The sequence below is a fragment of the Sphingomonas sp. AC522 genome (genome assembly GCF_979258125.1).
On record NZ_OZ409836.1, the window covers coordinates 322,276 to 345,318 of the forward strand.

Consider the following 23,043-nt stretch of genomic DNA (forward strand, 5'->3'; position numbering starts at 1 on the left):
GCACAAATCCCGGCACTGTTGCATGAACGTCACAGTTTCAGTCCGTATCGACCAGCCCGTGTTCGCGCATAGCATTGAGCACTGCCAGGATCGTGGCCCGCGCTTCGGCATCAACCACTACCCCCCCACTCGGTTCCGCGATGGCAGGGCCGCGCGGACCAATAATTTGCATGCCATCGACGAACAGCCGGCCATAAGCGAAGCCAACTATCCAGTTTCCCTGGGAAAACACTGCAAATCCATCCGTTTCGCCTAGCCACAGCCGCATGCCTTCGCAGGGTTCAAGGAAGCGCCATCCGCCCTCGGTCCAGCCGGCAACCGCCTTCCCGTGCCCCGCCCAATCGCCTTCAGGGGCGTCGCCGAGCAACCAGCATTGCCCAGCTTCCGGTGCTTCGGGCGGAATTTGTGCACCCGCAGCGATGGCATGGCCGTGCAACGCGAGGTCGATCCGAGCCAGCGCCTCATTATGAGACATTTCCTTTTGAGCCTGCCCGGCCGCGAGCAACGGCAGTGCGAGGCGGGATGTGGTCGAATCGGTCATCAGGCTTCTCCAGTCGCTGGGAGTGTCAGGATCGCGGGCGGTGAAAGTCCGTGCGTGCCGATTTGGCGGACGGCGACAGTCAGCGCCTGCGCGCGCTCGGCCGGAGCCAGCACAAAGTGAGGCGAAATCACTTCGCCCATCCGCTGCGACCCGTGGTCGGAGCTGATGCAGACCTGATATCGCTCGCGGTCCTCGATCAGCGGGGCGTCGGTCCCATCTTCCCAGCGCCACCCGCTTCTGCTGCGCCGCACCCAAGTAATCAGGGTGGTGTCATAGGCATGCGGCCGGGCGGCCAGATGCACTGGCGCGGGGGGCACCAGCGCCGCGCCCGAAATGCCCCCCTCCCCGGCGACGCCCTCGCTGCCGTCCGCAACGCCCTGCGCAAGCACCTGCACGGCTCCGCCGATCACCCTCACCGGCAAGTCCCGGACCGCGAGCGTCTCGGGATCGACCAGCACGAAGCGGTCTCCCGCCAACTGTGTCCCTATCGCCGCCTCGGTCCCACGCCGCCCGCGCCACAACCGGCTCAGCCGCCAGCGCGCCGCGCCCAGCAGTTCGGCCCGGCCAAACTGGAGCAGTTCATCCCCCACCATCGCCAGATTGCTGCCAGCATCGAGCGCCGCCGTATCGGCATCGCTCAGTTCCATCTCCACATGCGCCAGTTCGACTTCGAGCGTGCCACGCAAATCCTCGATCCCCGCCGGCCCTGCATCCGGCGGCACCACCAGATGGCCGAGAATTGTGGGGGCCGCAGTCGATCCTGCCGCCGTCCAATGCCCTCCGCCATCGGTGCTGATTAGCAAAGCAGCGCTGCGCCAGTTCGGGCTGGTGCCTGCAGCCGCTATCGCCAGCCGCGGCACGCCGGCCGGCGCATCGTCGAGCATAGGTAGTTCGAAGGCATGCAGGATCGTCTCGCCCAGCGCATGATCGGGCGCACCCAGCACACGACCCCCGCTCGCCGCAACCGCCAGCGCCCCCGGCGCCACCGCCACGCAGTCGAGCGTCAGCACCATCGCTTCGAGCGACCAGCGCTCGACGCGCCAGATCCCCGGCGCCCCGGCGATCGTCACGCGCTCGCCCGGGCGCACGTCCAGCCGGTCCCAGCCAAGCGAGACGCTGCGCCGCTCGCGCTCGGCATCCATCCGGGCCAGCGCACTTTCCGCAATCGTCTTGGCCGCGCCCGCATCGATCGCCGCGGGCAGCTCGAGCCGCGCCTCGCGGCTCCCCGCCCCCGGGCGCACCGCGCGCTGCACCCCCGCCTGGTAATCGCGCGCCGGATCGTAATGCGTCATCGTCAGGCTCCGCGGCGCCGAATCTGCCGCCGCAACCGCGCGTTTGCCGCGCGCGCGCGCCTGCCCCCGCGTGCGCATACCTTTATCCTTGAGCGCCACCGCCGCGCCGTCGCCTCCGATCAGCGTTACCCCGCCATCGCTGCGGAACCACCCACCGCTCGCCCCCGCCAGCGCCTCCGCCACTGCCCGCACGCTTGCCCCATGCGCCGAAAAGCCATGGAGCGGCGGCGTCGCCTCATCACACGCGATCGCGCCCTCGCCGATTTCGCGCAGGATCGCTCCCGCTTCGACAGGCCCTTCATCCGCAGTCACTTCGAAAGTCAGCGAGGGGATGCGGTTGCCGAAATCGGCCAGCTCGAGATCTTCGAACACCGCATACGCAACCCCGCGATGCGCCGGCGCTACGCTCAGCCCTTCGGCGGCCGCGATCAGCGGATCGGCCTCCTGCTCCTCGCTGCCAGGATGCAGGCGAAATCCGGTCCGCGTCTTCCAGTCACCGCTTATGCCGCGCAGCAGCTTCCCGTCCGCCCAGATCCGCCCGACGGCCGCCACTCGCCGCGCCGACAGCGCCACTGCAAAGCTCGCCGTGTAGGAATAGCTGGTCGTCCCCGTCCGCCCCTTGCCCCCGCCGGTGGTGCTGCGATGCTCGACCAGATCGGTCGCCCAGATCACCGATCCCGCCACCCGCATCGTCCCGAACAATTTGGGGATCTGCGTGCCATAGCTGCTCGTCTGCAGCTTGAGTTCGCTCAGTCGCGGCCCTTCGCGCCCCTTGTGCTTGAACAGCACTTCGCGATCGATCACCCCGCCCAGCGTGCCGCCGATCGCCGCGCCCACCGGCCCGCCGATCAGCCCGCCCGCGACCGTCAGCACCAACGTCGCCATCTCAATTCTCCCTATGTCGCCAGCGACCGATCACTGGCCAGGGCGGCGCGCCCGGCCGCTCGACCACGCGCCGCAGCATCGCGTCGGCATGGATGATTCCCGCCCCGCTATCGATCGCCAGGTGCAGCTGCCCCGGACCCGCGCGCAGCAGCAGCAGGTCTCCCGCGCGCCGATCCGCGACCGCTTCAAGCCCGAGCGCAGCAATCACGCGGCCGACCCGCGCCACATCGCCGCTCCGCAACGCGTAATCGCGCGGCACCCTTGCGTCGTAGGCGAACGCCGCCAGCCCGACGCAATCGAGCCCGCTCGTCGGATCGCGCCCATGCAGCCTGAACCGCGCGCCGATCGCCGCGCGCGCCCGCTCCAGGCTCATCCGCCCGGATAGCGTGTCAGCAGGTCGGTCCCCGGCAGATACGGCTCGCCGCGAAAGTTCGGCACATTGCCGAACCGCGCAGCGCAGGTCGCCAGGCTCTTGTCGCACCCTTCGATCAGCTCGACCCGTCCACCCTCATCGAACCGCGGGGCCCGCCGCAGCGTCACCGTCGCGCCCTCGGATCGCGCAACTGCATCCTCCAGCCCCGAATTCGCGCCCCCGAACCAGCGCAGCCGCCCGCCGCCATAGGCATTCGCCTCCGGCTCCCCGGCATCGAGCGTAAGCACTGCGCCTTCGATTCCCGTCACCCGCGCGAACCGCCGCCGCCCCGCCATCGCCACGCGGCACCTTCGGTCGCCAAGTTCCGCCCGGCATTCGGGCGAAGTCTCTTCCACCACCGGCCGCTCGAGCGCCGCCGCCGCGCCCTTGAGCTCGGCAGTAAGCAATCCATCCGTAGTCTCGACCGCGCCGATCGCACCCTCGCCCAGCATCACCCGCGCACCCGGCTCGCGCCAGTCGGTCGCGAACACTTCCACCCGCGCCCCGTCCCAGCGCCCGGCCAGCAGGTCCGCCTCGCCGATCGCCGCGCTGCTCAGCGCCCCGGTCACATCCATACTGTCCGCATCTAGCGAAGCCCCGCGCTCGATCGCGCTCGGTGTCATCCCCGGCGCCGCGCGATAGACCAGCCCTCCGATTATGAGATCGCGGTCATGCGCCGTCAGCCCGATGGTCACCCCGTCGCGCCGCTCGACGCGCCAGCACAAAGCCACGCTGGTCAGCGCTCCCTGGAGCCAGTTCATTCCCGCACCTCGACCAGCGGCACGCTCACAGCAGCCCCGGCGAGAAACGTCGCGCGGCTCACGGTCAGCCGGTCCTCGGCAAAGCGCACCGGCACGTCGAACACGAAGCTCGCCATGACCTCCACGCCTTCCCCAGACGCAACGTCGAGCGTCACCACGCCCCCCGCCCCTAGCGAAAACGCCTCGGTCTCCACGCCATCCAGCAAAACCCGAACCGTCCCGCTCACCGGTCGCGTGATCCGCCGCGTCACTCCGCCATAATGCCGCACCAGCTGGAACCCCGAAGTCTCGCCGTCGCCCACGCCAAGCAACTCGTCCACACCCTCCCAGTCGAACGGATCGCGCAGCCGAAACCCCTTCGCCGGCCCCATCCGCGCCCGAAAGAATCCCAACAACGCTGCGATATCGGCCTCGGAGCGTACCCCCGGCCCCACATCGTAATGCATCCGCGCCTCCGCCCATTCCGCATTGCGCGCCTCGGTCCCACCGGCGCTCGTCACGATCGCAGTGGAGACCTCGGGCGCCACTTCGGCCTCGCGCCCCAGCGCAATCGGAAACAGCACGTCGTCGAACGCGTCCACATCATCCTCCCCCAAATCGAAATGCATGAAGCCGTCGCGGATCACTTGCGGCAGCGCCCAGACGAAGGTCTCGGCCACGCCCCGCCGCCGCGCCGCGTCCGCCGCCGCATCGATATGCCGCCAGCGCGCGCTGGCCTCGGCCGCGAGCACGAACCCGCTCAGATAATGCTGGGCGCCTGCCGCATAGCCGAGCCGCGTCTCCGCCAGCGCCAGCCCGCGCGCGCTCGCGGCCGCATTCCCCGCCGCCGCCCAATCATAATCCTCGAGCTGGAGCACATCGAAGGCAGGCCAGGCCCAGCCCAGCGGCATATTGGCCTCCGGATTGCGCTCCACGGTCGGCACATAGACCAGCAGCAGCACTTCTGCCCCGGCATGCGCGGCCTTCACCGCATCGCGCAAAGCCAGCGTGGAGGCGGCCAGCAATTCCCCCGGATCGCCATCGCCGACCGAAGCATCGTGCACGCACAGGCCCCCATCGGGCAAAGTCCACCACCACGGCTCGCCGATCTGGAACCGCACCGCGAGCCCCGCCGCCTCCGCGAGTCCGCAAAACTCCAGGGCCACCGCGCCCAGATAAGCCATCGCTTCCGGCTGGGCGGGCGAGAGCAAGGCCGAAGGTGGGTCCCACCCGGTCAGCGCCGGCGAACCATCCGCCGCGCGCTGTTTCCAATCCTCCCAGCAATGCTGGTCGAGCAATTCATAGCTCAGCGACCATATCACTTCGTAGCCGAGCGCCTTGGCCCGCACTGCGAAATCCAAATGCCAGGCCGCGCAAGCCGCGTTGAGCGCGCCGCCGCCCAGGCTCGCCAATCCGCCATCGAGCCGGAAATAATGGCTCATCCCCACATAATGCAGGATGCTCCCGCGATACCCCAGATGCGAGATGTTCCGCAGCACCCGTGCCGGCGTCAGATGGTAGCAATCGTCATAGCCATTGGCGATTTGCAGCCCATGTTCAGGGACAACTAGATCGCCGATCGCCAGTACCGAGCCTGGTCCCTCGCAGGTGATCTCGGAAAGCTCGGCCCAAGCCTCCACCGGCCCCAAAGCCGCGTCCGCGCCGCTATATCCCTCGGGCACCAGCGATACGAACATGCGGTCGACATCCCCCGCCCATACCGGGTCCGCCTCGCCGGGAAACAGGAACCCGCCCGCCACATTGGCAAAGTCCAGGCTGACCAGAGCATCCTCGGGCGACCCTTGGGCATAATTCCACAGCCGCACATACCAGGCCCGCGCCGCGCCCCCGGCATCGCGCCCCTCGATGGTCAGCACAGGGCCATTGACCGCATCGAGCCCCAGCAACCCCGAAGACCGCCAACGGAAGCTGAGCCGGCACCCGCGAAAATCGCGCGAGGTCTCATAGGTTAGCAGCGGATGGTCGTGCCGGTCCTCGGCCTCCCAGATCAGCCCGCCAAGCTGGTCCTGCCGATAGAATACCGCATCCACCCGCATCGCATCGCGCGCCGTTGTGGTGACCGACGCCATCATCGGCCGAGGAAAATTGACCGTCCAGAAAGCCGGATCGAAGCGCGAAATCACTCCCTCGATCTGGCCCCGACGCTCCGAGGCAAGCCACCAGCCCATTTTCAATCCCAGTGGTTCATTGTTATTGTGCAGCAGCCCGCCAGAAGGAAATCCGCATGATCGCCGCTGCCACGCTGCTGATCGCGACGCCGAGCTGCGCCGATCAAAGATTTTGCCCAACGCGCGAGGAGATCATTCAAGCGATCCAAGCCCATCAGGGCTCGCAAGAATGGGATCGGCTAACATCGTGGAATGCCGCCCACCCGGGCGAGATTCTAATGACCACCCAGCCGAAACTCCTGCGCGTGACCGACATCTATTGCGAGGCGCCCGGCGGCGAGCCGAGGTCGGCGGCCTGCAAAGCGACCTTTCATTATCCAAAGGGTCGCAGCTTCCGGATTTTCCGCCTCTCCAAACAAGCCGATGGCTGGAAGGTCGAGGTAAGTACCGAAGTTTTCCGCAAGAACTGAGCCTCACTCCACCCCCGCCAACGCCGCCTTCACCGCCCGCGCCACTTGCCGGCTCGACTGCGCCAAGGCCCGCGGCGCATCCCCGCCGCTTGCATTCACCGTGATCGCCACGCGAACCTCCCGCGCTGCGCCGCCGCCAGGCACAGCCACCTGCCCCGCACTGGTCGGCACGAATAATTCCGGCCCGCGCTCGCCCACCCAATACGGCCGCATCGGGCTCACCGGGCCGCCGGTCGCCCGTCCCGGCGCGCCAAACAGCCCACCGACGAGCCCCGCTAGCACCCCGCCGATGCCGCCGGTCTGTCCAGTCACCGAGGCAATACCCCCACGCAAAGCCGCCGCCGCGATGCCGTTCATCACGCCCAGCGCCACCTTGCCGAGATCGTCGAGGCCCAGCTTGCCCGTGCGCACCGCGCGCAGTAGCGCCCCTTCGATCGCCCGCCCGGCGCGGCTCGCGCCCGCTTCCATCGGCCCCTCCAGCGTGCCGCGCATCTCGGCCACGTCGCGCGCAAAGCCCGCAGTGTCCGCGCGCACCGACACGATCATCCGTTCGATTTCTTCATCCATCGGGAAATGCCTCCTTGAGCCGCGCGAGCGTCGCCGCATCCACGGCCTCCACGCCCGCCTCACCCTTCAGCGCATCGATCAGCGCGCCCAATTCGGCCGGCGTCGCCCGCCAGAACAGATCGGGCGCCCAGCCAAACATCACCCCCGCCGCCCCCGCCAGGCGCACGGCAGTCTCGGCAAAGCTCACCGCCCCGCCAATATCTGGCCGATCAGCACCTTGAGCGCCGGCGTATTCGCCGCCAGCCCCCGCGCCGCCACGCCTTCCGAAAACGCGTCGCGCGTCAGCCCCGCGGGCCGCTCGCGCAGGCAATGCCAGAAGAGCGCCACCATTTCGGAAAGCGCCAGCCGTCCCTCCGCCGCCCGCTCCACCAACGCGAACAACGGCCCGACCTCCGCCTCCGCCGCGACCAGCGCCTGGAAGCTCGGCCGCAGCACGAGCACTTCGCCGCCGATCCGAAGCTCAGCCTCGCCGCGCGCACTATTGCTTCCCTGCCTGGAAGGCAGGGGCTGGGGGTGAGTTGAAGTCTCACCGCGACCAACGCCCCCACTCATGCGCTCACCACCGCACCCGAGCTTTCCAGGCTCAGCGTGTACGAACGCTCTCCGTTGAAATCCCCGGCATAATCGAGCCGCGTGACCAGGAACCGCCCGGTCAAGCTCTCGCCGCCCTCGAAGCTCAGCCGGTAATCGTCGAGCACGCCGGAAAGCGCATTGGCCTTCAGCCGCGCCTCGGCCGCCGATCCGGTGAACACCCCCGCCCCGCTCACGCTCACCGAACGCACCCCGGCGCCGGACAGCAATTCGCGCCACCCGCCCGAATCCTTCGAAGTGATCGTCACTGCCTCGCCATTGACGCTCAACTGCGTCGTCCGCAGCCCCGCCACCGTGGCATAGACCACCGGCGTCGCCCCGTTCCCGACCTTGAGCAAGAACGCGCTACCCTTTTCCGCCGCCATATCCTGTCTCCACTAGAGTTCGGTGCGCAGCATCCGCACCCGGAATTCCGAAACCGAGGTCCAGCCCTCGCCGTCGCGGGCGATGCGCGACCGCACGAACACCAGGCTCGCCACTGCCCAGCCGTCGCCCAGCAATTGCGGCATCGCCTCCACGGCCTCCTCGACCGCGCCCGCCAGCGTTCGCAGCCGTTCGGGCCGCTCGCCCACATCCAGCACGCGCACCGCCAGCCGGCCTTCGCGCCCCGCCAGATCCTTGGTCCCCCAATCGGCGAGCACGGCCTCTTCGATCACTGCATAGGGCCGCGCCGCGCGCACCGGCGGACAATCGAATATCCCGCTCAGCCTCTCGGCCAGCGCCGCATGTTCCCCCAGCGCCGACGCCACCGCCGCCTGGAGCAAAGCCTGAACGCTCATCGCAAAAGCCCTCCGATCCAGCGCAGCCGCGTGTCCGCCGAAAGGCCGCGCCCCTCGATCCTGACGTCATTGCCCTCGCGCGAAACCCGCATCTCCGGCGCCGCCTCGGCCACCGCCGCCGCGACCCGAACCGCCGCATCCTCGATGCTTCGCTCGAGCGCCTGCTTCCCTTGGGCCTTCACGCCGCGCGCTCCGGCCGCATCAGCCGCACCCGCCGCCACGGCCGCCACAGCGCACTCACCGCCGCGGGCGGGCTCGCGTCCGGCCTGGCTTCGAACAGATGCGCGATCAGCAGCGTGACGCCCTGCGCGAGGCTCGCGGGCAGCGCGCCCCAATCCTCGGCCACCCCCGCCAGAAACGTCACCCGCACGCGCCCCGCCGCGCCCGGCGCCATGACGCGCACCCAGCCCAGCCCTTCGGCATCGAGGTCGACTGCATAGGCCTCGGGCGCGAACGCAATCGTGTCGCCGTCCGCCGACAGGCCCGTGACCGCGTGGATCGCAGTCACCCCCGCTATAGCCAACGCCTGCCAGTCGCGGCCCGCGGGCAGCACCACCTGCCATTCGCGCGCGATCAGCGCACGCCCCGTAAAGGCCTCGCACAAGGCCAATGCGCTCGCCGCATAGCCTTCGATCAGCGCGTCTTCATTGTTCCCGGATATGCGCAACTGCGCCTTGGCCGCATCGCGCGCAGCCGCCAGCGCCGCCGCCGGAAAGGGCGGAGCATCCATGTCATTCTCCCAGAAAAAATCCTCCCTCGCCGCGGCGAGGGAGGAATGCCCATCAGCTTACGCTAAACTTCAGCAGCTTGATCGCCTCGCTATTGCTCACCATCCCGCCGACGCGCTTGGTCGCGTAGAAGTGCACGAAGGGCTTGTTGCTGTAGGGATCGCGCAGGATCTGCGTCTCGCCGCGCTCGGCGATCAGATAGCCCGCCTTGAAATTGCCGAACGCGATCGACAGCGAATTCGCCGCGACATCGGGCATGTCCTCGGCCTCGACCACCGGATAGCCGAGCAGGCTCGCCGGCTGCCCCACCACAAGCGAAGGCGCCCACAGGAACGCCCCATCGCTGGTCTTGAACTTGCGGATCTTCGCCAGCGTCGCCGAGTTCATCACCCAGCTCGCCCCCTGGCGATACGGCGCCCGCAGCGTCTGGACCAAGTCGATGAGCTTCTCCTCGGGGTTCGAGGCAAAGGCCCCCGCCGCCCCGCTCGCCACATATTGCAGCTGGCCGAAGGTGCGCGAAGCATCCCCCGAGGACGACACCGTCGCGCTCAGGAACCCCTTGGGCTTGTTGGTCCCGTTCCCGCTCACGAACGCCGAGCCCTCTGCCGCGGCAAACTCGCGCGCCACTTCGCCCGCCAGCCATTCCTCCACGTCGAACGCCGCGTCGTCGAGCATCGCCTGGCTCGCCGCCGGATTGGCGAACAACTCGCCACTGGGCGGCGCGACCTCGTTGAAAACGGGCGTGTCGGTCTCGGCCCGCGCACCCGTCTCGCTCGCCCAGCCCGAAGCGAAGCCGCCGCTGGTCACCAGCTTGCGATAGCCGCTCGAGCCCACGCGCACGACATTGGCGATCGCGCGAATGGGCGAGATGCTCTTCAGCGTCGCATCGATCAGCGCATCGATCTCCTGCGGCACAGCATAGCCGCCCGCGGCATCGCTCGCCCCGGACATCGCCTTCATCTCCAGCGCGCCGCCGCCCGAGCGCAGGAACGTCTCGAACGCCGCGCTCCCCGTTGGCCGCCCGCCCATCAGCATCGGCCGCGCCGCCGGCAGCCCCGCCTTCTCTACTGCCTCGAAGCTCTCCTCAAGTGCATCCGCCTTCACTTCGATCATGCTCATTCTCCCGCTCACAAAGAAAAAGGCCCTCCCCGAGAAGCCGGGAAGGGCCAGAATTCGTCTCGATATCGCGCCGGGCGTCCCGGCTGATGCAGTTACACCGTCGCGGGCGCACTCCCCCGCGAACAGCTCTCGATCGCCTCGGCCAGCATCGTCGTGAAGACGTCGTCGTCATCCTCGACTTCGCGCCCGATCGCCTCGAGCAGCGGCAGCAGCGACGGATCGGCGACATAGGCCGCCGCCTCCAGCGCCATCGAATCGACCGTGTCGCCGTCGAGCAATTCGCGCACCCGCGGCAGCGCCAGCTCCGGCGCGCGCATCGCCACGCCGATCAGCGCCTCCAGCCCTGCCTCATGCTCCTCGTCGTCCATCCCCGCCACGAGCGCTGCCAGCGCCTCGGGCGTCTCCAGCTCGGACTGGCCCAGGATCATCAGCGCCCAGTCGCGATTGGCGGGGTCCCCGTCGCGCGTCAGCGCGATCAGCTCCGCCGCCATGGCATCGGCCTCGGCACTGCCGGTAAGCTCGGGCTCGTCGTCGATCAGCCGCTGCAACAGCGGCGAGGGCGGGCGATAGTCTTCATTTTCATCGGTCATGCCGCCCTCTCGCAGTTTGGACAGGTCCAGCGCAAGCGCGATCAAGTCATCCGCCCCCGCGGGACCGGCACTGCCGTCCAGCGATCCCGCTATGACTTGAGTGGCAGTTCAGGCCCGCCGCCCGTCCCGCCAGGCTTGTCGGGCGACTTCTTCTTCGCGGCTTTGCGCGCGCCCGTCCCGGTGCCGCCGCCACGGCCCGTGCCCGTGCTGCCGCGCGCGCCGTCGCCGCCCTTGGTAGTGATCGCGCCCGGATTGCCGCCTGCGCCTTTCTGAGCCACTTGAACCTCCATGATTAGTCAAAGGCCCAACCGCTGGAAGTCGATCTCCGTTCCGCGTGTTTTCAATGACTTAAGTTAGGAATTCGCACTCGCTCACGGATCCTCGCAAGGCCGCAGCGTATTCATCGCCGCAAAGCCCGGAAGTCCCAGCTTGGTGGCAGGTTCCAGCGTAAACGTGCCCCGCCTCACTTCCAGTTCGGCCAGCACTCCCGGCTTCCCTAGCGCATAGGCCTTGCCCTTGACGGTATTGAACAGGTCCGTCGGCGCCACGCCGGAGACCACCACCACGGTCTCGCCCGGAACGCATTTCACCGGATATCGCCCGCCCATGCCCGCGCCCGCCTCGAAATCGGTAAGATAGGGCCGCACCGCATATACCTGGTCCCACGCTTGCGCGCCGGGCGGCAGCACCGGCCCTGCGGCCGCGGCCGCCATCGCCTGCTCCTCCGCCAGCTGATAGCCGAATATGTCGACGCGCTGCACCCATCCCTTGGCATATTCGGCCTGTGCCGGCGTCAGCGTGGATGCCGGGCACCGGTTAGTGCCCGAAGGCGGCGCGGCGGCACATTGCGCCGCGAATGCCGTCTCGGCTTCGCGCTTGGCGCGCTCATTGAACTGGGCGGCATTGGGAAGCTCCCGGCTCGCGTGCTGCCATACCGGCGCGATCCGCTCGACTCGCCTCCCCAGGATGCTCCGCCCCATCGCCCAGCGCTCGGTCGATGTGAGCACGGCGACCGCATTCGCCCGCGAGATCCACAGCATGCCGTGATCAAAGCCCGCGCGCTTGACCAGATCGGCGAAGCGCTTGGATTCCGCGCTCGCGCAATCGGCGCCCGCCATCGCCTTCTCGATCGCGCTCGCCTTCATCTCGGCGGCAAGCAGGCCCTCTCCCGGAACCTGCACCGTCGCCTCGCCGACGCTCGCCTGCAGCGCCGCGACTTCTAGCCTGCCCAGCACATGGCATTTCTTGTCATAGGCCAGCAGCCGCCGCCCATCAATCATCAGGTCCGCAGGCCCGGCCTGCGCCGCCTGTTGCGAATACCCATCCGACGGCGCCAGCGCCGCCGCGGCCAGAGCGAATAACAACACCGCAGCACCCCTTTACAATCCCCGCTCAGCTTCGAGCGCTCCCATGGCGAGATCAAGTGACAAGCACGGTTAGGAAAGCCGCGCTGGCTTTGTCGGATCGCGTCGCTACACCTGTCCCGGCATCGATCCTCGGGGGCTATTATGGCAATGCGTCGAACGGCTTGGGCGACACTTCTGGCAGCTTGCATCCTGGCGACCCCAGGTCTCGCTCAGGATCGGCCGGCCCCCGCCGCGGCCCCGGTGCAACGCGCCGAGCTGTGGAACAGCGACCAGTTCGTCATCCACTCCACCATCCTCGACCGCGACATGCTCATCCAGGTCGTGAAGCCGCTCATGCCGGCAAAGGGCAAAGCGCCCGCGGTCTATATGGTCGATGGCAATCTCTATACCTCCTTCGCAGTGAACCCGATGTTGGGCGCCTTCACCGGCGAGTATGCCCCCGCATATTTCATCGGAATCGGCTATACCGAGCAAAGCGCCCTCCATTGGTTCAGGCAGCGCACCACCGACCTCATCCATGCTCCCGACGTCGACATGGACGATCCCATGCTCAAGGGCGTGCGCAGCGGCGGCGGCGCGCTGTTCCAGCGCTTCCTGGTAGAGGAGCTGCGCCCCGCGGTGGAGCGCCGCTATCCCATCGATCCCGATCGGACCGTGCTGTCCGGAATATCCCTGGGCGGCCTTTTCGCGACCCGCGTGCTGCTCGATCAGCCCAATGCCTTTGGTGCCTATCTGATCGGCAGCCCGTCCATTTGGGCCGAGCCCAGCCTCGTCGCGCGGGCGCGCACCGTACGCCTGCGCAGCGGCACGAAGATCTATGTCTCGGCCGGCGCTTCGGAGGATGCCGAGCAGCTTGCAAGCGCACGGGCCCTCGCCGCCGCCCTGCGCGCGAACCCCTCGGGGGTGGCTGTCACCGAGTGGATCGTCCCCAATGAAGGGCATTCCGGCTTCGCGCCGGCCTTTTTCGGCCAGGCGCTGAAGACGGTCCTGCCGCCATCGACCCCGGCCAAATAGCAGGCGTCGAAGACCCCCAGCCGGCCATGGACGCAGTTGCGACGCTTAGCCGTCCTCCACCGCGTGGACCCGCGCCAGCCTCTGCATAGGGCTCGCCACCAGGCTCACTTCCATCAGGTCCAACGCAGTGATTTCGCGGACCCTCCCCCGCCTGGCCGCACGCACCCGATAGCCGAACGAAAGTCCGTTCACCGCCCCCGCCGCCACCAGCCCCGCCAGCTTTGCATCCTCGACCCGCCCGATCACGCGAAGCCCCCGCGAATCCTCTTCCAGCCACTCGATCTCGCCCACCGGCTTCCCCGAATGCTGCCAAAGCAGCGGCACGAGTCCCGGGACGCGAAACGCCCCGCGACGCACGACATCGCCACCCCGGTCCACTGCATCGAAAACCGCAGCATAGCCGGCGAACCGTATAATAAGCCCCTCCCCTTCAGGGGAGGGGGAAGGGGTGGGGGATGCCTCGCAGAGATCGTCGCTCGCGGCCTGCCCCACCCCAACCCCTCCCCTGAAGGGGAGGGGCGTCCGAGGGCCACCGCTCACTTCAGCCACCCCGGAAAGCCCAGCTTCACCGCCAGCCCCACCAGCACCAGGGCCGCGAGCATCCGCCCGCCCCAGGCGAATGCCGCCTTGATCGCCGATCTTTTGGCGTCGCGCCACGCCCCCAGCAGCTCGCGCAGCTCGGCCATGTCCTTGCCCGCCCCGGCATCGCCGAGCCCCAGTTTCTCCAGCGCCCGCCGCGCGCCCAATTCGCCCGCTTCCTCGATGATCGCGCGCAAGGTCGTCAGGTCCGCACCTTCCTCCTCGGCGTGCCCGATCAGCTGCGCCAACAGCATGTCTTCCTGCATTGCCTGCTCCCAAGTTCAAGATCGTTCCGGCCAGATCGCCGGCGAGCACAAGCCGTCACTCCGGCCTCGTGCCGGGGTCCACCGTGCCGCACGCGCTGAACAGGACCGCATGGCCATCCGCCAGCTGCTTGGTGGACCCCGGAACACGTCCGGGTGACAGTTAGAAAGGACCCCGATTGGGCTAAACCAGCCCGACCATCGCCCGCTTCTCCGCGTCGCTCAGGAAATCCGCCGCGCTCATTTGCCGCCACAGCCGCTCGCGGTCCTCGGCCAGCGCGGTCACGCGATCGAGATCCACGCCCAGGCTCGCATCCGCGAACCACGGCTTCAGCGCCTGGCACAATCCGCCCAGGATGTTCTCTGCCAGCGGCAATATCGCCAGCCGCCACAAGGCACGGTTGGCCTCGCGGTAATTGGCGTAGCTATTGTCGCCGGGCAGCCCCATCAGCATCGGCGGCACGCCGAACGCCAACGCGATCTCGCGCGCCGCCGCCGCCTTGAGCCCGACGAAATCCATGTCGGCGGGCGACAGGCTCATCGCCTGCCACTTCAGCCCGCCCTCCAGCAGCATCGGCCGCCCGGCATTGCCCGCGCCCTGAAATCCCGCCTCCATCTCGCGCTTCAATCGCTCGAACTGCTCGCTCGAAAGCGCCGCCCCGTCGCCGGTCTCATAGACCAGGGCTCCCGAGGGCCGCGCCGCATTGTCGAGCAAAGCCTTGTTCCACCGGGCGGCGGCATTGTGCACCGCCACCGCGCCCGCCGCCGCACCCAGACAGCCCAGCCCATAATGATCGTCGACCGGATTGAACGCCCGGATATGCGCGACCGCCGTGCGTCCCGCGCCATCCTCCGATGCCAGCCGCGCGACATGCGTCCCCACCCGGTAGCGATACGCGACAGGCCAGCCATTCGCGTCGGGCTCCACCGTCACGCGCTCGGGGCGCAACGCGAACAGCTCGATAACGCGGCCGCCGGCGTCGCATATCAATTCCACATAGGCATTGCCGTGGAGCAGCAGATGCGCCGCCACCGTCTCGATCAGCACCTGCCCGCCCGACCGTGCCTGAACCAGAGCCGCGAGCGCGGAATCCGAAGCCCTGAGTGGCGCCCCGGCCACGCCCTCGGCCACCAGCTTCACGGCCCGCTGCGCCACCGGATTGTTGCAATAGGCGTCGCGCAGCTGCCCCTCGTAATTCTGCGGCCAGTCCACCGCGCTCGCCAATGTGCCCCCACGCCCCAATGGCAGCCGCACGCCATCACGCGCGGACTTGCGTCCGAACCATTTCATTGCATTCTCCTGCAGCTAAGGGTTGCGCACCCGCAACGACCCGTGTTCTGTCAGCGTGTTGCGGACCGAAGTTCAGGCCCGCCAGCTTGGGAGACGCCTATGTTTCGCGCCGCCGCTCTGCTCCTGCTGTTCTTCGCCGCCACGCCAGCTGCCGCCCAGGACGCCGCCGTCTCGGCCCGCGTCCTCGAAAAGCCCGACATCCCGGACACCGAACAATGCCGCTTCCGCATGATTCCCGAGCTGGTGCTCATGGACAGCAAGGGTTCCGGCGGCCAAATGGCGGTCTATCGCGTTGCTCCGCGCGAGGGTGGCGACAAGAATTCGCGCTTCTCGCTCGTGGTGTTGTCGGGCGCAGCGGCTCCCAATTGGGAAGGCATCAAGGCCCGCCCCCAGATCGTGCTGGTCAGTCCAGCGCATCACCGCGAACAGGTCACCCGCGCGGTCGTCACCCTCGATGGCAATCTGCTTTCGGTCCCGGTCGCGGCGTACCACAGGAAGGATCCGTTAGGCCCCGGCCCCTGGATCGACCAGGTTACGGTCGAGTCCACCCCGAACAATCCCGGCGGACTTCTGGCGGCGATCGCTCGCGGCTCCATATTGTCGGTGCGTCTCTTTGTGAACAGCGATCAGGTCAGCCAATGGACCTTCGACGTGAAGATGCTCCGCCACGTCCCCGCCGCGCTCAAGGGCGCAGGCTGGACCTGCAAGTAAACGCCTAGCGCTTGCGCCCGAACCAGATCACGTGCCGCGGCCCCTTGCCGTTCGAACGCGCGCGCACCGCGACTTCCTGAACCTCGTAGCCCGCGTCCTTGAACCGCTGCTTGAAGCGTCCATCGGGCGCCGCCGACCATATCGCCAATATCCCGCCCGGCCGCAGCGCCGCGCGCGCCTGGTGCAGCCCGCGCTCCGAATAGAGCCCGTCATTGCCCGCCCGCGTCAGCCCGTCCGGGCCATTGTCCACGTCGAGCAGGATCCCGTCATAGCCCCCCGGGCTCTCGCGGATCACCCGGCCGACATCGTCGATCACCACGTCCACTCGCGGGTCGTCCAGGCAGTCCCCGGTCAGCTCCGCCATCGGCCCCTTCGCCCAGTCGATGATCTTGGGCACCAGCTCCGCCACCGTCACCAGCCCGTCCTTCGCCAGCAGCGGCAGCGCCGCGCGCAGCGTGAAGCCCATGCCGTATCCGCCGATCAGCAGCCGCAATCCGGGCCGCGCCCCCAGCCGCTCGATCGTCATCGTGGCCAGCGCCTCTTCCGAACCGCTCATCCGGCTGTTCATCAATTCGTTGCGCTCGAGCACGATCATATGGTCGGCCCCGCGGCGGAACAGCCGCAGCGGTTCGCCCCCCGGCACTTCTGCCGTATCGATCAGTTCGCGTGGTGTCATGGCATGCCCCTTATAGCGCCTGCACGCGCGGGGCACGCTTTGTTCGCAGCATCAGTTCGCTCAATGCCCAGACGAGTGCGTCCGCCCGGTCTGGCGAGCGCCCCGGCCCTTCATAGCCGCCCCCCGCCTGCAGCCCGCACAATTCGTCCTCGAGCGCCGGAAACGCCCCCGCGTGCCACACCTTGCCCCGCTCATACAGCGCCGCGACCGGCTCGGCCCGCGCGCTCTTGCCGCGGCTGGCATGGACCAGCCGGATGGCCAGCCCCGCCTCCGCCGCGCGCAGCACGCTCTCCACCATCGAACCGCCCTGGTTCTTCTCGGCGATCACCCGCTCCGCCTGCCAGCGCCCCGCGCACCTCGCCACTGCCCGCGCCCAGCCCTCGGGCGAAGCGCCCGCCACGCTGGCATCCTCCAGCACATAGCCCTGCCCGTCGCGCCCCAGCCCGACCGCGACGATCCCGCACGCATCGCCCCTCGCGGCACGCTCGCTGCCGCCCGGCGGGTCCACCCCCACCACCACGCGCACCAGCTCGGGCACCTCGCGCATCCGTTGCCGCTCGATCGTCGCCTTGCTCCACAATGCGCCCGCAACCTCCTCGATCATCTCCCCGTCCAGCTCCTGCCGCCCCTGCAGCGTGCCGCCATATTCGGCCACCATCGCCTCCACGAAGCTCGCCGGCAAATGCGGATTGTCGCGCGTCCGCCCCAGCGTCTCGACAAGGCTCGGCAGCGCCCGCAGCCGCCGCATCAGCCGCGTCGGCCGCGGCGTCGTCGTCACCAAAATCCGCGGCCGCTCGCCCGCGCGCATCGTCATCACCAGATTGTCCCAGGTCGCATCGCCGTTGCGCCATTTGGCCAGTTCGTCGCACCACGCGGCGTGATGCTCGGGCCCGCGCAGCCGCTCCGGCGCTTCCGCCGAATAGACGCTGGCGATCGCGCCATTGGGCCAATGCACCTCGCGCGATGCCTTGTGCCAAACCGGCCGCTCATCCTCGCGCGCCACGCAGATCACCCCGCTCGGCCCTTCGATCATCACCTGCCGCACATCGTCGGCATTCGCCCCCACCAGCGCGATCCGCGCCTGGTCGATCGTGCGCGCCATCTCGCATATCCATTCGGCGCCCGCCCGCGTCTTGCCGAAGCCCCGGCCCGCGCGGATCAGCCACACCCGCCAGTCGCCCGGCGGCATCATCTGCCCGGCATGCGCCCAAGCCTGCCACCGCGCCGCAAACTCGCGCCGCTGCGCCCGGTTCATCGCCCGCACCGCCACCAGCCGCTCGTCCTCGGGCAGCGCCAGCAGGCGCTCGACCATTGCATTGGCCGCCGCTTGCGCCCCGCTCATTGCCCTTCGGCCCGCGCGCGGGCGCGGCGCGCCTCGATCGCCGCCAGCTTCTTCATCAGCACCTTGTCGGTCTCGTCGGGCGTGGCGAATTGCCGGTGCGGCCCGCCGCGCCGCGGCTTGCCCGCGGCGTTGCGGTGCATGCTTAGCAGCCGCATCGCCAGATCGACCGTCACCGGCCCCGACCGCAGCTCGGCGCCGCAGTTGAGCACATCGCCGCTATCGCCCGAAAGCGCATGCCCGACGAGCAGCGTCTCGAGCATCTCATATCCCAGCGCCAGCGCCTCGCCCCAGGCATCGGCAAACTTCGCCTCGCGCCGGCGCAGTGCATAGACCGAGACCGGATCGACCCCGATAAACTCCGCCGATGCCTTCACATTGCAGGTCGCGGCAAGATGATCGAGGAAGCTCTCGCGCATCTTCGCGGTCCAGCGCACCCATTTCCGTCCTTCGAAAGCGCTATAGCCCGCAGCGATCACCGCCCGATGCGTTCCCATCCAAACCCTCCCGCCAAACGAAAAGGGGCCGATGCCCGCCGCATCGACCCCTTCCCTCCACACCATCACGCCGAGACACGAGGCCCAAGACCAACGCGAAGCGTTGGACACAGACTAGCCGAGTGCCGGCCGGCGGGGCGCACCCCGTCCGACGCGGCTTTGCCGCGGCGGCTCTGAAGCCGCCCGGCCCGACTCGCAATTCTGCAGCGTGCCTAAAAGGTACCTGATGAGCGTGACGATGTCAAGTGTTTTTTGCCTATTTGGTTAGCATGAGGCCCAAGGCTAACGCAAAGCGTCAGACGAGGACCAGCCGAGTGCCGGCCGGCGCGCAAAGCCGCGACCGACGACGCGGCTTTGCCGCGGCGGGCGAACCCGCGACGCCGTCGGCTTTGCGCCCATTATCGGCCATTCGGTGAAGGTGTCGGCAACCCCGAAAGCAGCCATTCTCGAGAGAGATAAACTGCCGTGCATAGGTTGCGTTTTTCCATTAATGAACTTGGCCGGGGGAAGCCGGGTTCAACGGCAGAGGGGATGAATGACGGAATTTTCGTTCGAATGCCTGTCGGGCGGGACCGGGGCATTCGATGTCATCTTCATTCATGGTTTGGGGGGCGACCCTCGGGCGACCTGGGCTGCCGGGTCGACCACTGAGTGCTGGCCTGATTGGCTCACTCAGGATTTGCCCGCCGCTAACGTTTATCTGTTGGGCTATCCCACCGATATTATCTCGACATGGCTGACAGGCGAGATGTCGCTGTACGAACGGGCGAAGGCCGTTCTTGACCATTTCGCGGCGCGGGGGCTGGGAAAGCGGCCAATCGCAATTATCGCCCATAGTTTGGGGGGCCTGCTCGGAAAGCAGCTGCTTCGCGCAGGGCATGATGCTCCTGATGAGGATTGGAACTCCATCGCAAAGAGCTGTGAGCTCGTCATGTTTCTAGCCACGCCTCACTCAGGCTCAAGCGTAGCATCAGCACTTGGCTTCGTTCTACCTAAGCTGTCGTCAAAACTGATGAAATTGCTGCAAAACGGCAACGAGCACCTCGACGAACTCAACGAATGGTATCGCAATAAGGCCAACGTTCGGACGGTTGTGTATTATGAGAAGCTACCTACTCGCGGCGTCGAGATCGTTAGTCAGAAAAGCGCGGACCCTGGAGTCGCGGGAGGAATCGCAGTCCCGGTAGATGCAGACCACATCGCGATCTGCAAACCTGCTGATCGCGACGCAACTATCTATTTGAGCACGAAACGGCATCTGGAGAAGATGGCCGCTCGCTGCGCGAGAGCAGCAAACTTCCCGGGCGGTGACACCGCACCGTTTCAGTTCGAGCGTGACGATTATTCAGCCGGAACTGGTGATCGTCGAGATCTTCAACAAAAGCTCATCGACGCTGGCCTGGAGCATGAATACGCGTTGGCGAACGACGCCCAAAACAAGTTCGCTCAGAATTATATGCGTCTTGGCCTGCACACATCCGCGCGAACCCTCAACGACAATTTGCTCGCGGAGGTCAAACAGCGGTTCGAGACGCATGTCTATCACGCGCAAATCTGCAAGGGCGCGCCGGAGGAAGCCGCCCGAGCCGCGCTGCAGAGCGCTGTTGTAGATCCGATCGTAGACAAGTTCGGTGCCACCCATGGTGTGACACCGACAACGGTAATGCAGGCCGTCTATTTCCTGGTCGAACAATGCCATATCCGGTGGGACGCAGCATGATCGTCCGTCAGTGGTATTCGCATTTGGACCCCTACGATACAGTTCGCCGCATGATCGCGCTGTTGAGCCGATGGGCGCGACCCGCGCCGACGCTAGAACGGCTGTTTATTTGCGATTTCTTTCTGGCCAGCCCGGCGCTGCTGCATGACACGCACATGCCAGCGCATATTCGCGACACATTCCGCACCTTCCATATTGCTCGCCCAGCAAAGGAGTTTCTGAGCTATCCTGCAGCGCCTGTGCTATTCGCCAAGATGGAGGGGGTGCAGAGAGAGGCGCTCCAGACTCTGGTTGGCAAAGGTTTGCTCGACCTCTCCCTGTTTCGGCAGGGCCGCGCTGCGCTGGGACAAAGCTTGGCGGAGGCAGTTGCGCCACCTCAGCTCACTGATCGTGAAAATCACGCAATTCAGTTCATCACCCTGTACTTCGCCAGTATCGGAGAGAATGAACCCGGCGCACTGCGTCTAGCTACAGGGCTGCGCCGTGCAGGTGCCTGAGGTCGTCAATTTTCTTGCGCTGAAGCGGCTTGTCGTCTTCGCACAGGCAACGCGCGTCTATGATCAACGATTTCACCCAGGCGTGAATATCATCCGCGGCCAAAACGGCTCGGGCAAATCTACAATAGCTGATTTCATCTTCTTCGTGCTGGGCGGTGAATTCGACCAGTGGAAGGAAAAGGCTAAGCTATGCACCGAGGTCCGCGCCGAAATCGTGACACGGTCGGGCGTTATAACACTGCGCCGCTTTGTGACCACGCGGAAGGAACCGATCTTCGTTTTCTTTGGCCCGATGGACAGCGACGAGGCAAACGTAGCTGAACGCTGGAGCAGATTTCCAATTCAGCGAACCGAGAAGCAGCTAAGCTTCTCTCAGGCACTGTTTCGCGCAACAGGCATTCCGGACGCGCCGGGCAGCGAAGGTTCGAACGTGACTGCGCACCAGCTGATGCGCTTGCTCTATTCGGATCAACGCACCCCCGCGCCACGCCTATTTCGGTTCGAAAGCTTCGATACGCGCGACATCCGGATCGCAGTCGGTGAGTTGCTACTTGGGGTCAATAGCTATGAGCTATACGAAACCCAGATCGAATTGCGCACCGCACGCAAGCAGCTCGAGGATGCCTCAACGCGGCTTGACGCTTTCCGTACCAATCTCCCCCCAAATTTTGGCGCAATCCGGTTCGACCAAATCGCGCGTGAGCAGGCGGATCTGGAAGCCGAGCGAGCTCGGCATCTGGCCGAAATCGATATGCTGGGAGGCATCGACTTAGACGATGAGGATGGAGAACATGCGGCGGCACGTGCGCAGGCTCGCGAAAATCTAAAGCGGTGCCGACGCGAGTTGCGCGAACATGAAGAGAAAGTCGAACAGCTCGAACTTGAGCTCGCTGATCTTGATATCTTTGTCGACCATTTGGAGGAGACGCTTCGTAAGATCAGTGCGACTTCCTCCCTAGCCAAATCCATCGGCTCTATCGAGTTTTCGCATTGCCCGAATTGTCTTACGCCGCTTAACACTCCGGCGGACGCAGACCATTGCATTGTCTGCACCAAGCCATTTGACGCTGAGAAACAGGAGTCCCGCTATCTCGAAATACGGCTGGATACATCCCTTCAGCTGCGTGAATCACGTCAACTCGTCGACGCGAAATCCCAGCTTCTAGCTGCGCGAAATGGCGCACTTCGCCGCTTACGGGCAGACCTTCGAAAGGCACGCGGCGACTTCGTGGCTCGGTTCGAGTTGGCTGGAACACCACGCGAAGCTCGTCTTGCCCAACTTCACAATCGCCTCGGGCAGATAGGCGAGTTGATCAAGCAGGCTATCGGAAAGCGGGATATGGCGGAGCGTTTCCACCAACTCCTCCTAGACCGTGACAGCGCCGAGGGAAGCTTTGCGCGCTTGAACGAGCGTGCCAACGCTTTGGCCGCTCAAGGCGAGGCACGCAAGCGGGCAGCGCTCGGCAGGGTCAGTCGGATTGCCCGATGCATCCTTCGGAGCGACCTTCCGCGGCAGGAGGAGTTCCAAAAGGCCGAAATGGTCACAGTCGATTTCGGTGATGACGCCATTGCAGTCGACGGCGCGATGAACTTTGCTGAAAGCAGTAACGTCATCCTCAAAAACACTGCTCTCCTTGCACTACTAAGCGCTGCGACCCAGGACGCGGATTTCTGGCATCCCCGCTTCCTGCTCATGGACAATGTCGAGGACAAAGGCATGGAGGTGGGCCGAAGCCATCATTTCCAGGAATTGATCGTCAATGAAACGCGGACCGCGATCACGCCCGTCCAGATCATCCTCACGACGTCAATGCCCAATCCAACACTCGAACGACCGGAATTGGTTGTCGGGCCGTCCTATTCTGAGCATCATCAAACATTGAATTTTGGCGGTGTGCCGCCTTGCGATGGCCCTGATCTATTCGGTAGAATTGCCGTACCTCCAGACATGGATGAAGCACTGCTCCATGATGTCGCCAGTGCGTTAGCTGTGGATCCGGAAGTGCTTGCGGAGCACCCCTTCCACATTGAGGAATATACCAGCGACGACGACTTGGTATATAGCTGGCGCCTGATGTGGGAGCACAGTCCGCCGCCGGGCGTAGAAGCATTTGGTGCTCCCGGGCAGCAATGGACAGAAATCTCTCCGCTCGACGACTCACAATATCCGGACTTCGACGAGGAGTATTGACCACTGCGCGCGAAATTGGCCGATGCTGTGAGTACAATCTCGGTCGCTGTCATTC

The 23,043-nt window shown here is 66.4% G+C and carries 28 protein-coding genes; 6 read left to right on the forward strand and 22 right to left on the reverse strand.

Features of this window, described 5'->3' with window-relative positions; genetic code table 11:
- Positions 1–37 precede the first annotated feature (37 nt).
- From ACZZZM_RS01665 to ACZZZM_RS01685, 5 genes are read right to left on the reverse strand one after another with little or no spacing between them, the layout of a single operon-like run.
- Positions 38–541, reverse strand: a complete 504-nt coding sequence (locus ACZZZM_RS01665; RefSeq protein WP_463593374.1) for a DUF2793 domain-containing protein — start codon at positions 539–541, stop codon at positions 38–40.
- Complete coding sequence (locus tag ACZZZM_RS01670) at positions 541–2,718, reverse strand: phage tail protein (RefSeq protein ID WP_463593375.1); 2,178 nt, start codon at positions 2,716–2,718, stop codon at positions 541–543. The genes ACZZZM_RS01665 and ACZZZM_RS01670 overlap by 1 nt, the downstream gene beginning before the upstream one ends.
- Before the next feature lies 1 nt (position 2,719).
- On the reverse strand, positions 2,720–3,091 hold the full coding sequence (locus ACZZZM_RS01675) for a peptidoglycan endopeptidase (RefSeq protein WP_463593376.1): 372 nt from the start codon (positions 3,089–3,091) through the stop codon (positions 2,720–2,722).
- Positions 3,088–3,891 (reverse strand): DUF2163 domain-containing protein, encoded by an 804-nt coding sequence (locus ACZZZM_RS01680; protein WP_463593377.1) that lies wholly within the window; start codon positions 3,889–3,891, stop codon positions 3,088–3,090. The genes ACZZZM_RS01675 and ACZZZM_RS01680 overlap by 4 nt, the downstream gene beginning before the upstream one ends.
- Positions 3,888–6,059: a DUF2460 domain-containing protein gene (locus ACZZZM_RS01685; protein WP_463593378.1), complete on the reverse strand. Its 2,172-nt coding sequence runs from the start codon at positions 6,057–6,059 to the stop codon at positions 3,888–3,890. Before ACZZZM_RS01685 ends, ACZZZM_RS01680 begins: the two co-directional genes overlap by 4 nt.
- Positions 6,060–6,115: 56 nt before the next feature.
- Between ACZZZM_RS01685 and ACZZZM_RS01690 the strand changes: the two genes are divergently transcribed.
- Positions 6,116–6,469 (forward strand): hypothetical protein, encoded by a 354-nt coding sequence (locus ACZZZM_RS01690; protein WP_463593379.1) that lies wholly within the window; start codon positions 6,116–6,118, stop codon positions 6,467–6,469.
- Between the two features lie 3 nt (positions 6,470–6,472).
- Here the strand turns inward: ACZZZM_RS01690 and ACZZZM_RS01695 are convergent, their stop codons facing one another.
- The 11 genes from ACZZZM_RS01695 to ACZZZM_RS01745 all read right to left on the reverse strand — a co-directional run bounded on the left by ACZZZM_RS01695 (position 6,473) and on the right by ACZZZM_RS01745 (position 12,210).
- Positions 6,473–7,036 carry a tail tape measure protein gene (locus ACZZZM_RS01695; protein ID WP_463593380.1) on the reverse strand — a complete coding sequence of 188 codons (564 nt, stop codon included), beginning with the start codon at positions 7,034–7,036 and terminating at the stop codon, positions 6,473–6,475.
- Positions 7,029–7,223, reverse strand: a complete 195-nt coding sequence (locus ACZZZM_RS01700; protein ID WP_463593381.1) for a phage tail assembly chaperone — start codon at positions 7,221–7,223, stop codon at positions 7,029–7,031. Before ACZZZM_RS01700 ends, ACZZZM_RS01695 begins: the two co-directional genes overlap by 8 nt.
- Positions 7,220–7,477, reverse strand: a complete 258-nt coding sequence (locus ACZZZM_RS01705) for a gene transfer agent family protein (RefSeq protein ID WP_463593382.1) — start codon at positions 7,475–7,477, stop codon at positions 7,220–7,222. Before ACZZZM_RS01705 ends, ACZZZM_RS01700 begins: the two co-directional genes overlap by 4 nt.
- 107 nt (positions 7,478–7,584) lie before the next feature.
- The gene (locus ACZZZM_RS01710) at positions 7,585–7,992 is read right to left on the reverse strand and encodes a phage major tail protein, TP901-1 family (protein WP_463593383.1); all 408 of its coding nucleotides are present in this window, start codon (positions 7,990–7,992) and stop codon (positions 7,585–7,587) included.
- A 12-nt stretch (positions 7,993–8,004) separates the two neighbouring features.
- Entirely contained in the window at positions 8,005–8,406 is a 402-nt protein-coding gene (locus tag ACZZZM_RS01715; protein WP_463593384.1) for a DUF3168 domain-containing protein, read from the reverse strand.
- Positions 8,403–8,588, reverse strand: a complete 186-nt coding sequence (locus ACZZZM_RS01720; protein WP_463593385.1) for a hypothetical protein — start codon at positions 8,586–8,588, stop codon at positions 8,403–8,405. The genes ACZZZM_RS01715 and ACZZZM_RS01720 overlap by 4 nt, the downstream gene beginning before the upstream one ends.
- Positions 8,585–9,136 (reverse strand): head-tail connector protein, encoded by a 552-nt coding sequence (locus ACZZZM_RS01725; protein WP_463593386.1) that lies wholly within the window; start codon positions 9,134–9,136, stop codon positions 8,585–8,587. The genes ACZZZM_RS01720 and ACZZZM_RS01725 overlap by 4 nt, the downstream gene beginning before the upstream one ends.
- 52 nt (positions 9,137–9,188) lie before the next feature.
- On the reverse strand, positions 9,189–10,247 hold the full coding sequence (locus ACZZZM_RS01730; RefSeq protein WP_463593387.1) for a phage major capsid protein: 1,059 nt from the start codon (positions 10,245–10,247) through the stop codon (positions 9,189–9,191).
- A gap of 98 nt (positions 10,248–10,345) precedes the next feature.
- Positions 10,346–10,843 carry a lyase gene (locus ACZZZM_RS01735; protein WP_463593388.1) on the reverse strand — a complete coding sequence of 166 codons (498 nt, stop codon included), beginning with the start codon at positions 10,841–10,843 and terminating at the stop codon, positions 10,346–10,348.
- Positions 10,844–10,932: 89 nt separating this feature from the next.
- Positions 10,933–11,121: a hypothetical protein gene (locus ACZZZM_RS01740; RefSeq protein WP_463593389.1), complete on the reverse strand. Its 189-nt coding sequence runs from the start codon at positions 11,119–11,121 to the stop codon at positions 10,933–10,935.
- A 93-nt stretch (positions 11,122–11,214) separates the two neighbouring features.
- Entirely contained in the window at positions 11,215–12,210 is a 996-nt protein-coding gene (locus tag ACZZZM_RS01745; protein WP_463593390.1) for a hypothetical protein, read from the reverse strand.
- Between the two features lie 240 nt (positions 12,211–12,450).
- Between ACZZZM_RS01745 and ACZZZM_RS01750 the strand changes: the two genes are divergently transcribed.
- Positions 12,451–13,224, forward strand: coding sequence for an alpha/beta hydrolase (locus ACZZZM_RS01750; RefSeq protein ID WP_463593391.1), 774 nt, complete (start codon positions 12,451–12,453; stop codon positions 13,222–13,224).
- A 45-nt stretch (positions 13,225–13,269) separates the two neighbouring features.
- Here ACZZZM_RS01750 and ACZZZM_RS01755 read toward each other — a convergent pair whose 3' ends face one another.
- The 3 genes from ACZZZM_RS01755 to ACZZZM_RS01765 all read right to left on the reverse strand — a co-directional run bounded on the left by ACZZZM_RS01755 (position 13,270) and on the right by ACZZZM_RS01765 (position 15,357).
- The gene (locus tag ACZZZM_RS01755; RefSeq protein WP_463593392.1) at positions 13,270–13,602 is read right to left on the reverse strand and encodes an HK97 family phage prohead protease; all 333 of its coding nucleotides are present in this window, start codon (positions 13,600–13,602) and stop codon (positions 13,270–13,272) included.
- Positions 13,603–13,760: 158 nt separating this feature from the next.
- A complete protein-coding gene (locus ACZZZM_RS01760) occupies positions 13,761–14,069 on the reverse strand; it encodes a DUF6127 family protein (protein WP_463593393.1) in 309 nt (102 codons plus the stop codon).
- A 181-nt stretch (positions 14,070–14,250) separates the two neighbouring features.
- Positions 14,251–15,357: a phage portal protein gene (locus ACZZZM_RS01765; protein WP_463593394.1), complete on the reverse strand. Its 1,107-nt coding sequence runs from the start codon at positions 15,355–15,357 to the stop codon at positions 14,251–14,253.
- Positions 15,358–15,456: 99 nt separating this feature from the next.
- On the opposite strand from ACZZZM_RS01765, the gene ACZZZM_RS01770 reads away from it, so the two are divergent.
- On the forward strand, positions 15,457–16,068 hold the full coding sequence (locus ACZZZM_RS01770; protein WP_463593395.1) for a hypothetical protein: 612 nt from the start codon (positions 15,457–15,459) through the stop codon (positions 16,066–16,068).
- A 4-nt stretch (positions 16,069–16,072) separates the two neighbouring features.
- On the opposite strand, the gene ACZZZM_RS01775 is transcribed toward ACZZZM_RS01770, so the two are convergent.
- The 3 genes from ACZZZM_RS01775 to ACZZZM_RS01785 are packed head-to-tail and all read right to left on the reverse strand — an operon-like array spanning position 16,073 to position 18,580.
- On the reverse strand, positions 16,073–16,744 hold the full coding sequence (locus ACZZZM_RS01775) for a spermidine synthase (protein WP_463593396.1): 672 nt from the start codon (positions 16,742–16,744) through the stop codon (positions 16,073–16,075).
- 10 nt (positions 16,745–16,754) lie between these two features.
- Positions 16,755–18,086 carry a DNA-packaging protein gene (locus ACZZZM_RS01780; RefSeq protein WP_463593397.1) on the reverse strand — a complete coding sequence of 444 codons (1,332 nt, stop codon included), beginning with the start codon at positions 18,084–18,086 and terminating at the stop codon, positions 16,755–16,757.
- A complete protein-coding gene (locus ACZZZM_RS01785; RefSeq protein WP_463593398.1) occupies positions 18,083–18,580 on the reverse strand; it encodes a hypothetical protein in 498 nt (165 codons plus the stop codon). The genes ACZZZM_RS01780 and ACZZZM_RS01785 overlap by 4 nt, the downstream gene beginning before the upstream one ends.
- 535 nt (positions 18,581–19,115) lie before the next feature.
- On the opposite strand from ACZZZM_RS01785, the gene ACZZZM_RS01790 reads away from it, so the two are divergent.
- From ACZZZM_RS01790 to ACZZZM_RS01800, 3 genes are read left to right on the forward strand one after another with little or no spacing between them, the layout of a single operon-like run.
- On the forward strand, positions 19,116–20,300 hold the full coding sequence (locus tag ACZZZM_RS01790) for an ABC-three component system protein (protein ID WP_463593399.1): 1,185 nt from the start codon (positions 19,116–19,118) through the stop codon (positions 20,298–20,300).
- Positions 20,297–20,797, forward strand: coding sequence for an ABC-three component system middle component 5 (locus ACZZZM_RS01795; RefSeq protein WP_463593400.1), 501 nt, complete (start codon positions 20,297–20,299; stop codon positions 20,795–20,797). The genes ACZZZM_RS01790 and ACZZZM_RS01795 overlap by 4 nt, the downstream gene beginning before the upstream one ends.
- A complete protein-coding gene (locus ACZZZM_RS01800) occupies positions 20,784–22,988 on the forward strand; it encodes an ATP-binding protein (protein ID WP_463593401.1) in 2,205 nt (734 codons plus the stop codon). The genes ACZZZM_RS01795 and ACZZZM_RS01800 overlap by 14 nt, the downstream gene beginning before the upstream one ends.
- The last annotated feature ends 55 nt before the right edge of the window (positions 22,989–23,043 follow it).

Bases quoted from the DNA above. Each gene is read 5' to 3' on its own strand.
- ACZZZM_RS01665 (WP_463593374.1), bottom strand. From the start codon at position 541: ATGACCGATTCGACCACATCCCGCCTCGCACTGCCGTTGCTCGCGGCC.
- ACZZZM_RS01670 (WP_463593375.1), bottom strand. From the start codon at position 2,718: ATGGCGACGTTGGTGCTGACGGTCGCGGGCGGGCTGATCGGCGGGCCG.
- ACZZZM_RS01675 (WP_463593376.1), bottom strand. From the start codon at position 3,091: ATGAGCCTGGAGCGGGCGCGCGCGGCGATCGGCGCGCGGTTCAGGCTG.
- ACZZZM_RS01680 (WP_463593377.1), bottom strand. From the start codon at position 3,891: ATGAACTGGCTCCAGGGAGCGCTGACCAGCGTGGCTTTGTGCTGGCGC.
- ACZZZM_RS01685 (WP_463593378.1), bottom strand. From the start codon at position 6,059: ATGGGCTGGTGGCTTGCCTCGGAGCGTCGGGGCCAGATCGAGGGAGTG.
- ACZZZM_RS01690 (WP_463593379.1), top strand. From the start codon at position 6,116: ATGATCGCCGCTGCCACGCTGCTGATCGCGACGCCGAGCTGCGCCGAT.
- ACZZZM_RS01695 (WP_463593380.1), bottom strand. From the start codon at position 7,036: ATGGATGAAGAAATCGAACGGATGATCGTGTCGGTGCGCGCGGACACT.
- ACZZZM_RS01710 (WP_463593383.1), bottom strand. From the start codon at position 7,992: ATGGCGGCGGAAAAGGGTAGCGCGTTCTTGCTCAAGGTCGGGAACGGG.
- ACZZZM_RS01715 (WP_463593384.1), bottom strand. From the start codon at position 8,406: ATGAGCGTTCAGGCTTTGCTCCAGGCGGCGGTGGCGTCGGCGCTGGGG.
- ACZZZM_RS01725 (WP_463593386.1), bottom strand. From the start codon at position 9,136: ATGGATGCTCCGCCCTTTCCGGCGGCGGCGCTGGCGGCTGCGCGCGAT.
- ACZZZM_RS01730 (WP_463593387.1), bottom strand. From the start codon at position 10,247: ATGATCGAAGTGAAGGCGGATGCACTTGAGGAGAGCTTCGAGGCAGTA.
- ACZZZM_RS01735 (WP_463593388.1), bottom strand. From the start codon at position 10,843: ATGACCGATGAAAATGAAGACTATCGCCCGCCCTCGCCGCTGTTGCAG.
- ACZZZM_RS01760 (WP_463593393.1), bottom strand. From the start codon at position 14,069: ATGCAGGAAGACATGCTGTTGGCGCAGCTGATCGGGCACGCCGAGGAG.
- ACZZZM_RS01765 (WP_463593394.1), bottom strand. From the start codon at position 15,357: ATGAAATGGTTCGGACGCAAGTCCGCGCGTGATGGCGTGCGGCTGCCA.
- ACZZZM_RS01770 (WP_463593395.1), top strand. From the start codon at position 15,457: ATGTTTCGCGCCGCCGCTCTGCTCCTGCTGTTCTTCGCCGCCACGCCA.
- ACZZZM_RS01775 (WP_463593396.1), bottom strand. From the start codon at position 16,744: ATGACACCACGCGAACTGATCGATACGGCAGAAGTGCCGGGGGGCGAA.
- ACZZZM_RS01780 (WP_463593397.1), bottom strand. From the start codon at position 18,086: ATGAGCGGGGCGCAAGCGGCGGCCAATGCAATGGTCGAGCGCCTGCTG.
- ACZZZM_RS01785 (WP_463593398.1), bottom strand. From the start codon at position 18,580: ATGGGAACGCATCGGGCGGTGATCGCTGCGGGCTATAGCGCTTTCGAA.
- ACZZZM_RS01790 (WP_463593399.1), top strand. From the start codon at position 19,116: ATGACGGAATTTTCGTTCGAATGCCTGTCGGGCGGGACCGGGGCATTC.
- ACZZZM_RS01795 (WP_463593400.1), top strand. From the start codon at position 20,297: ATGATCGTCCGTCAGTGGTATTCGCATTTGGACCCCTACGATACAGTT.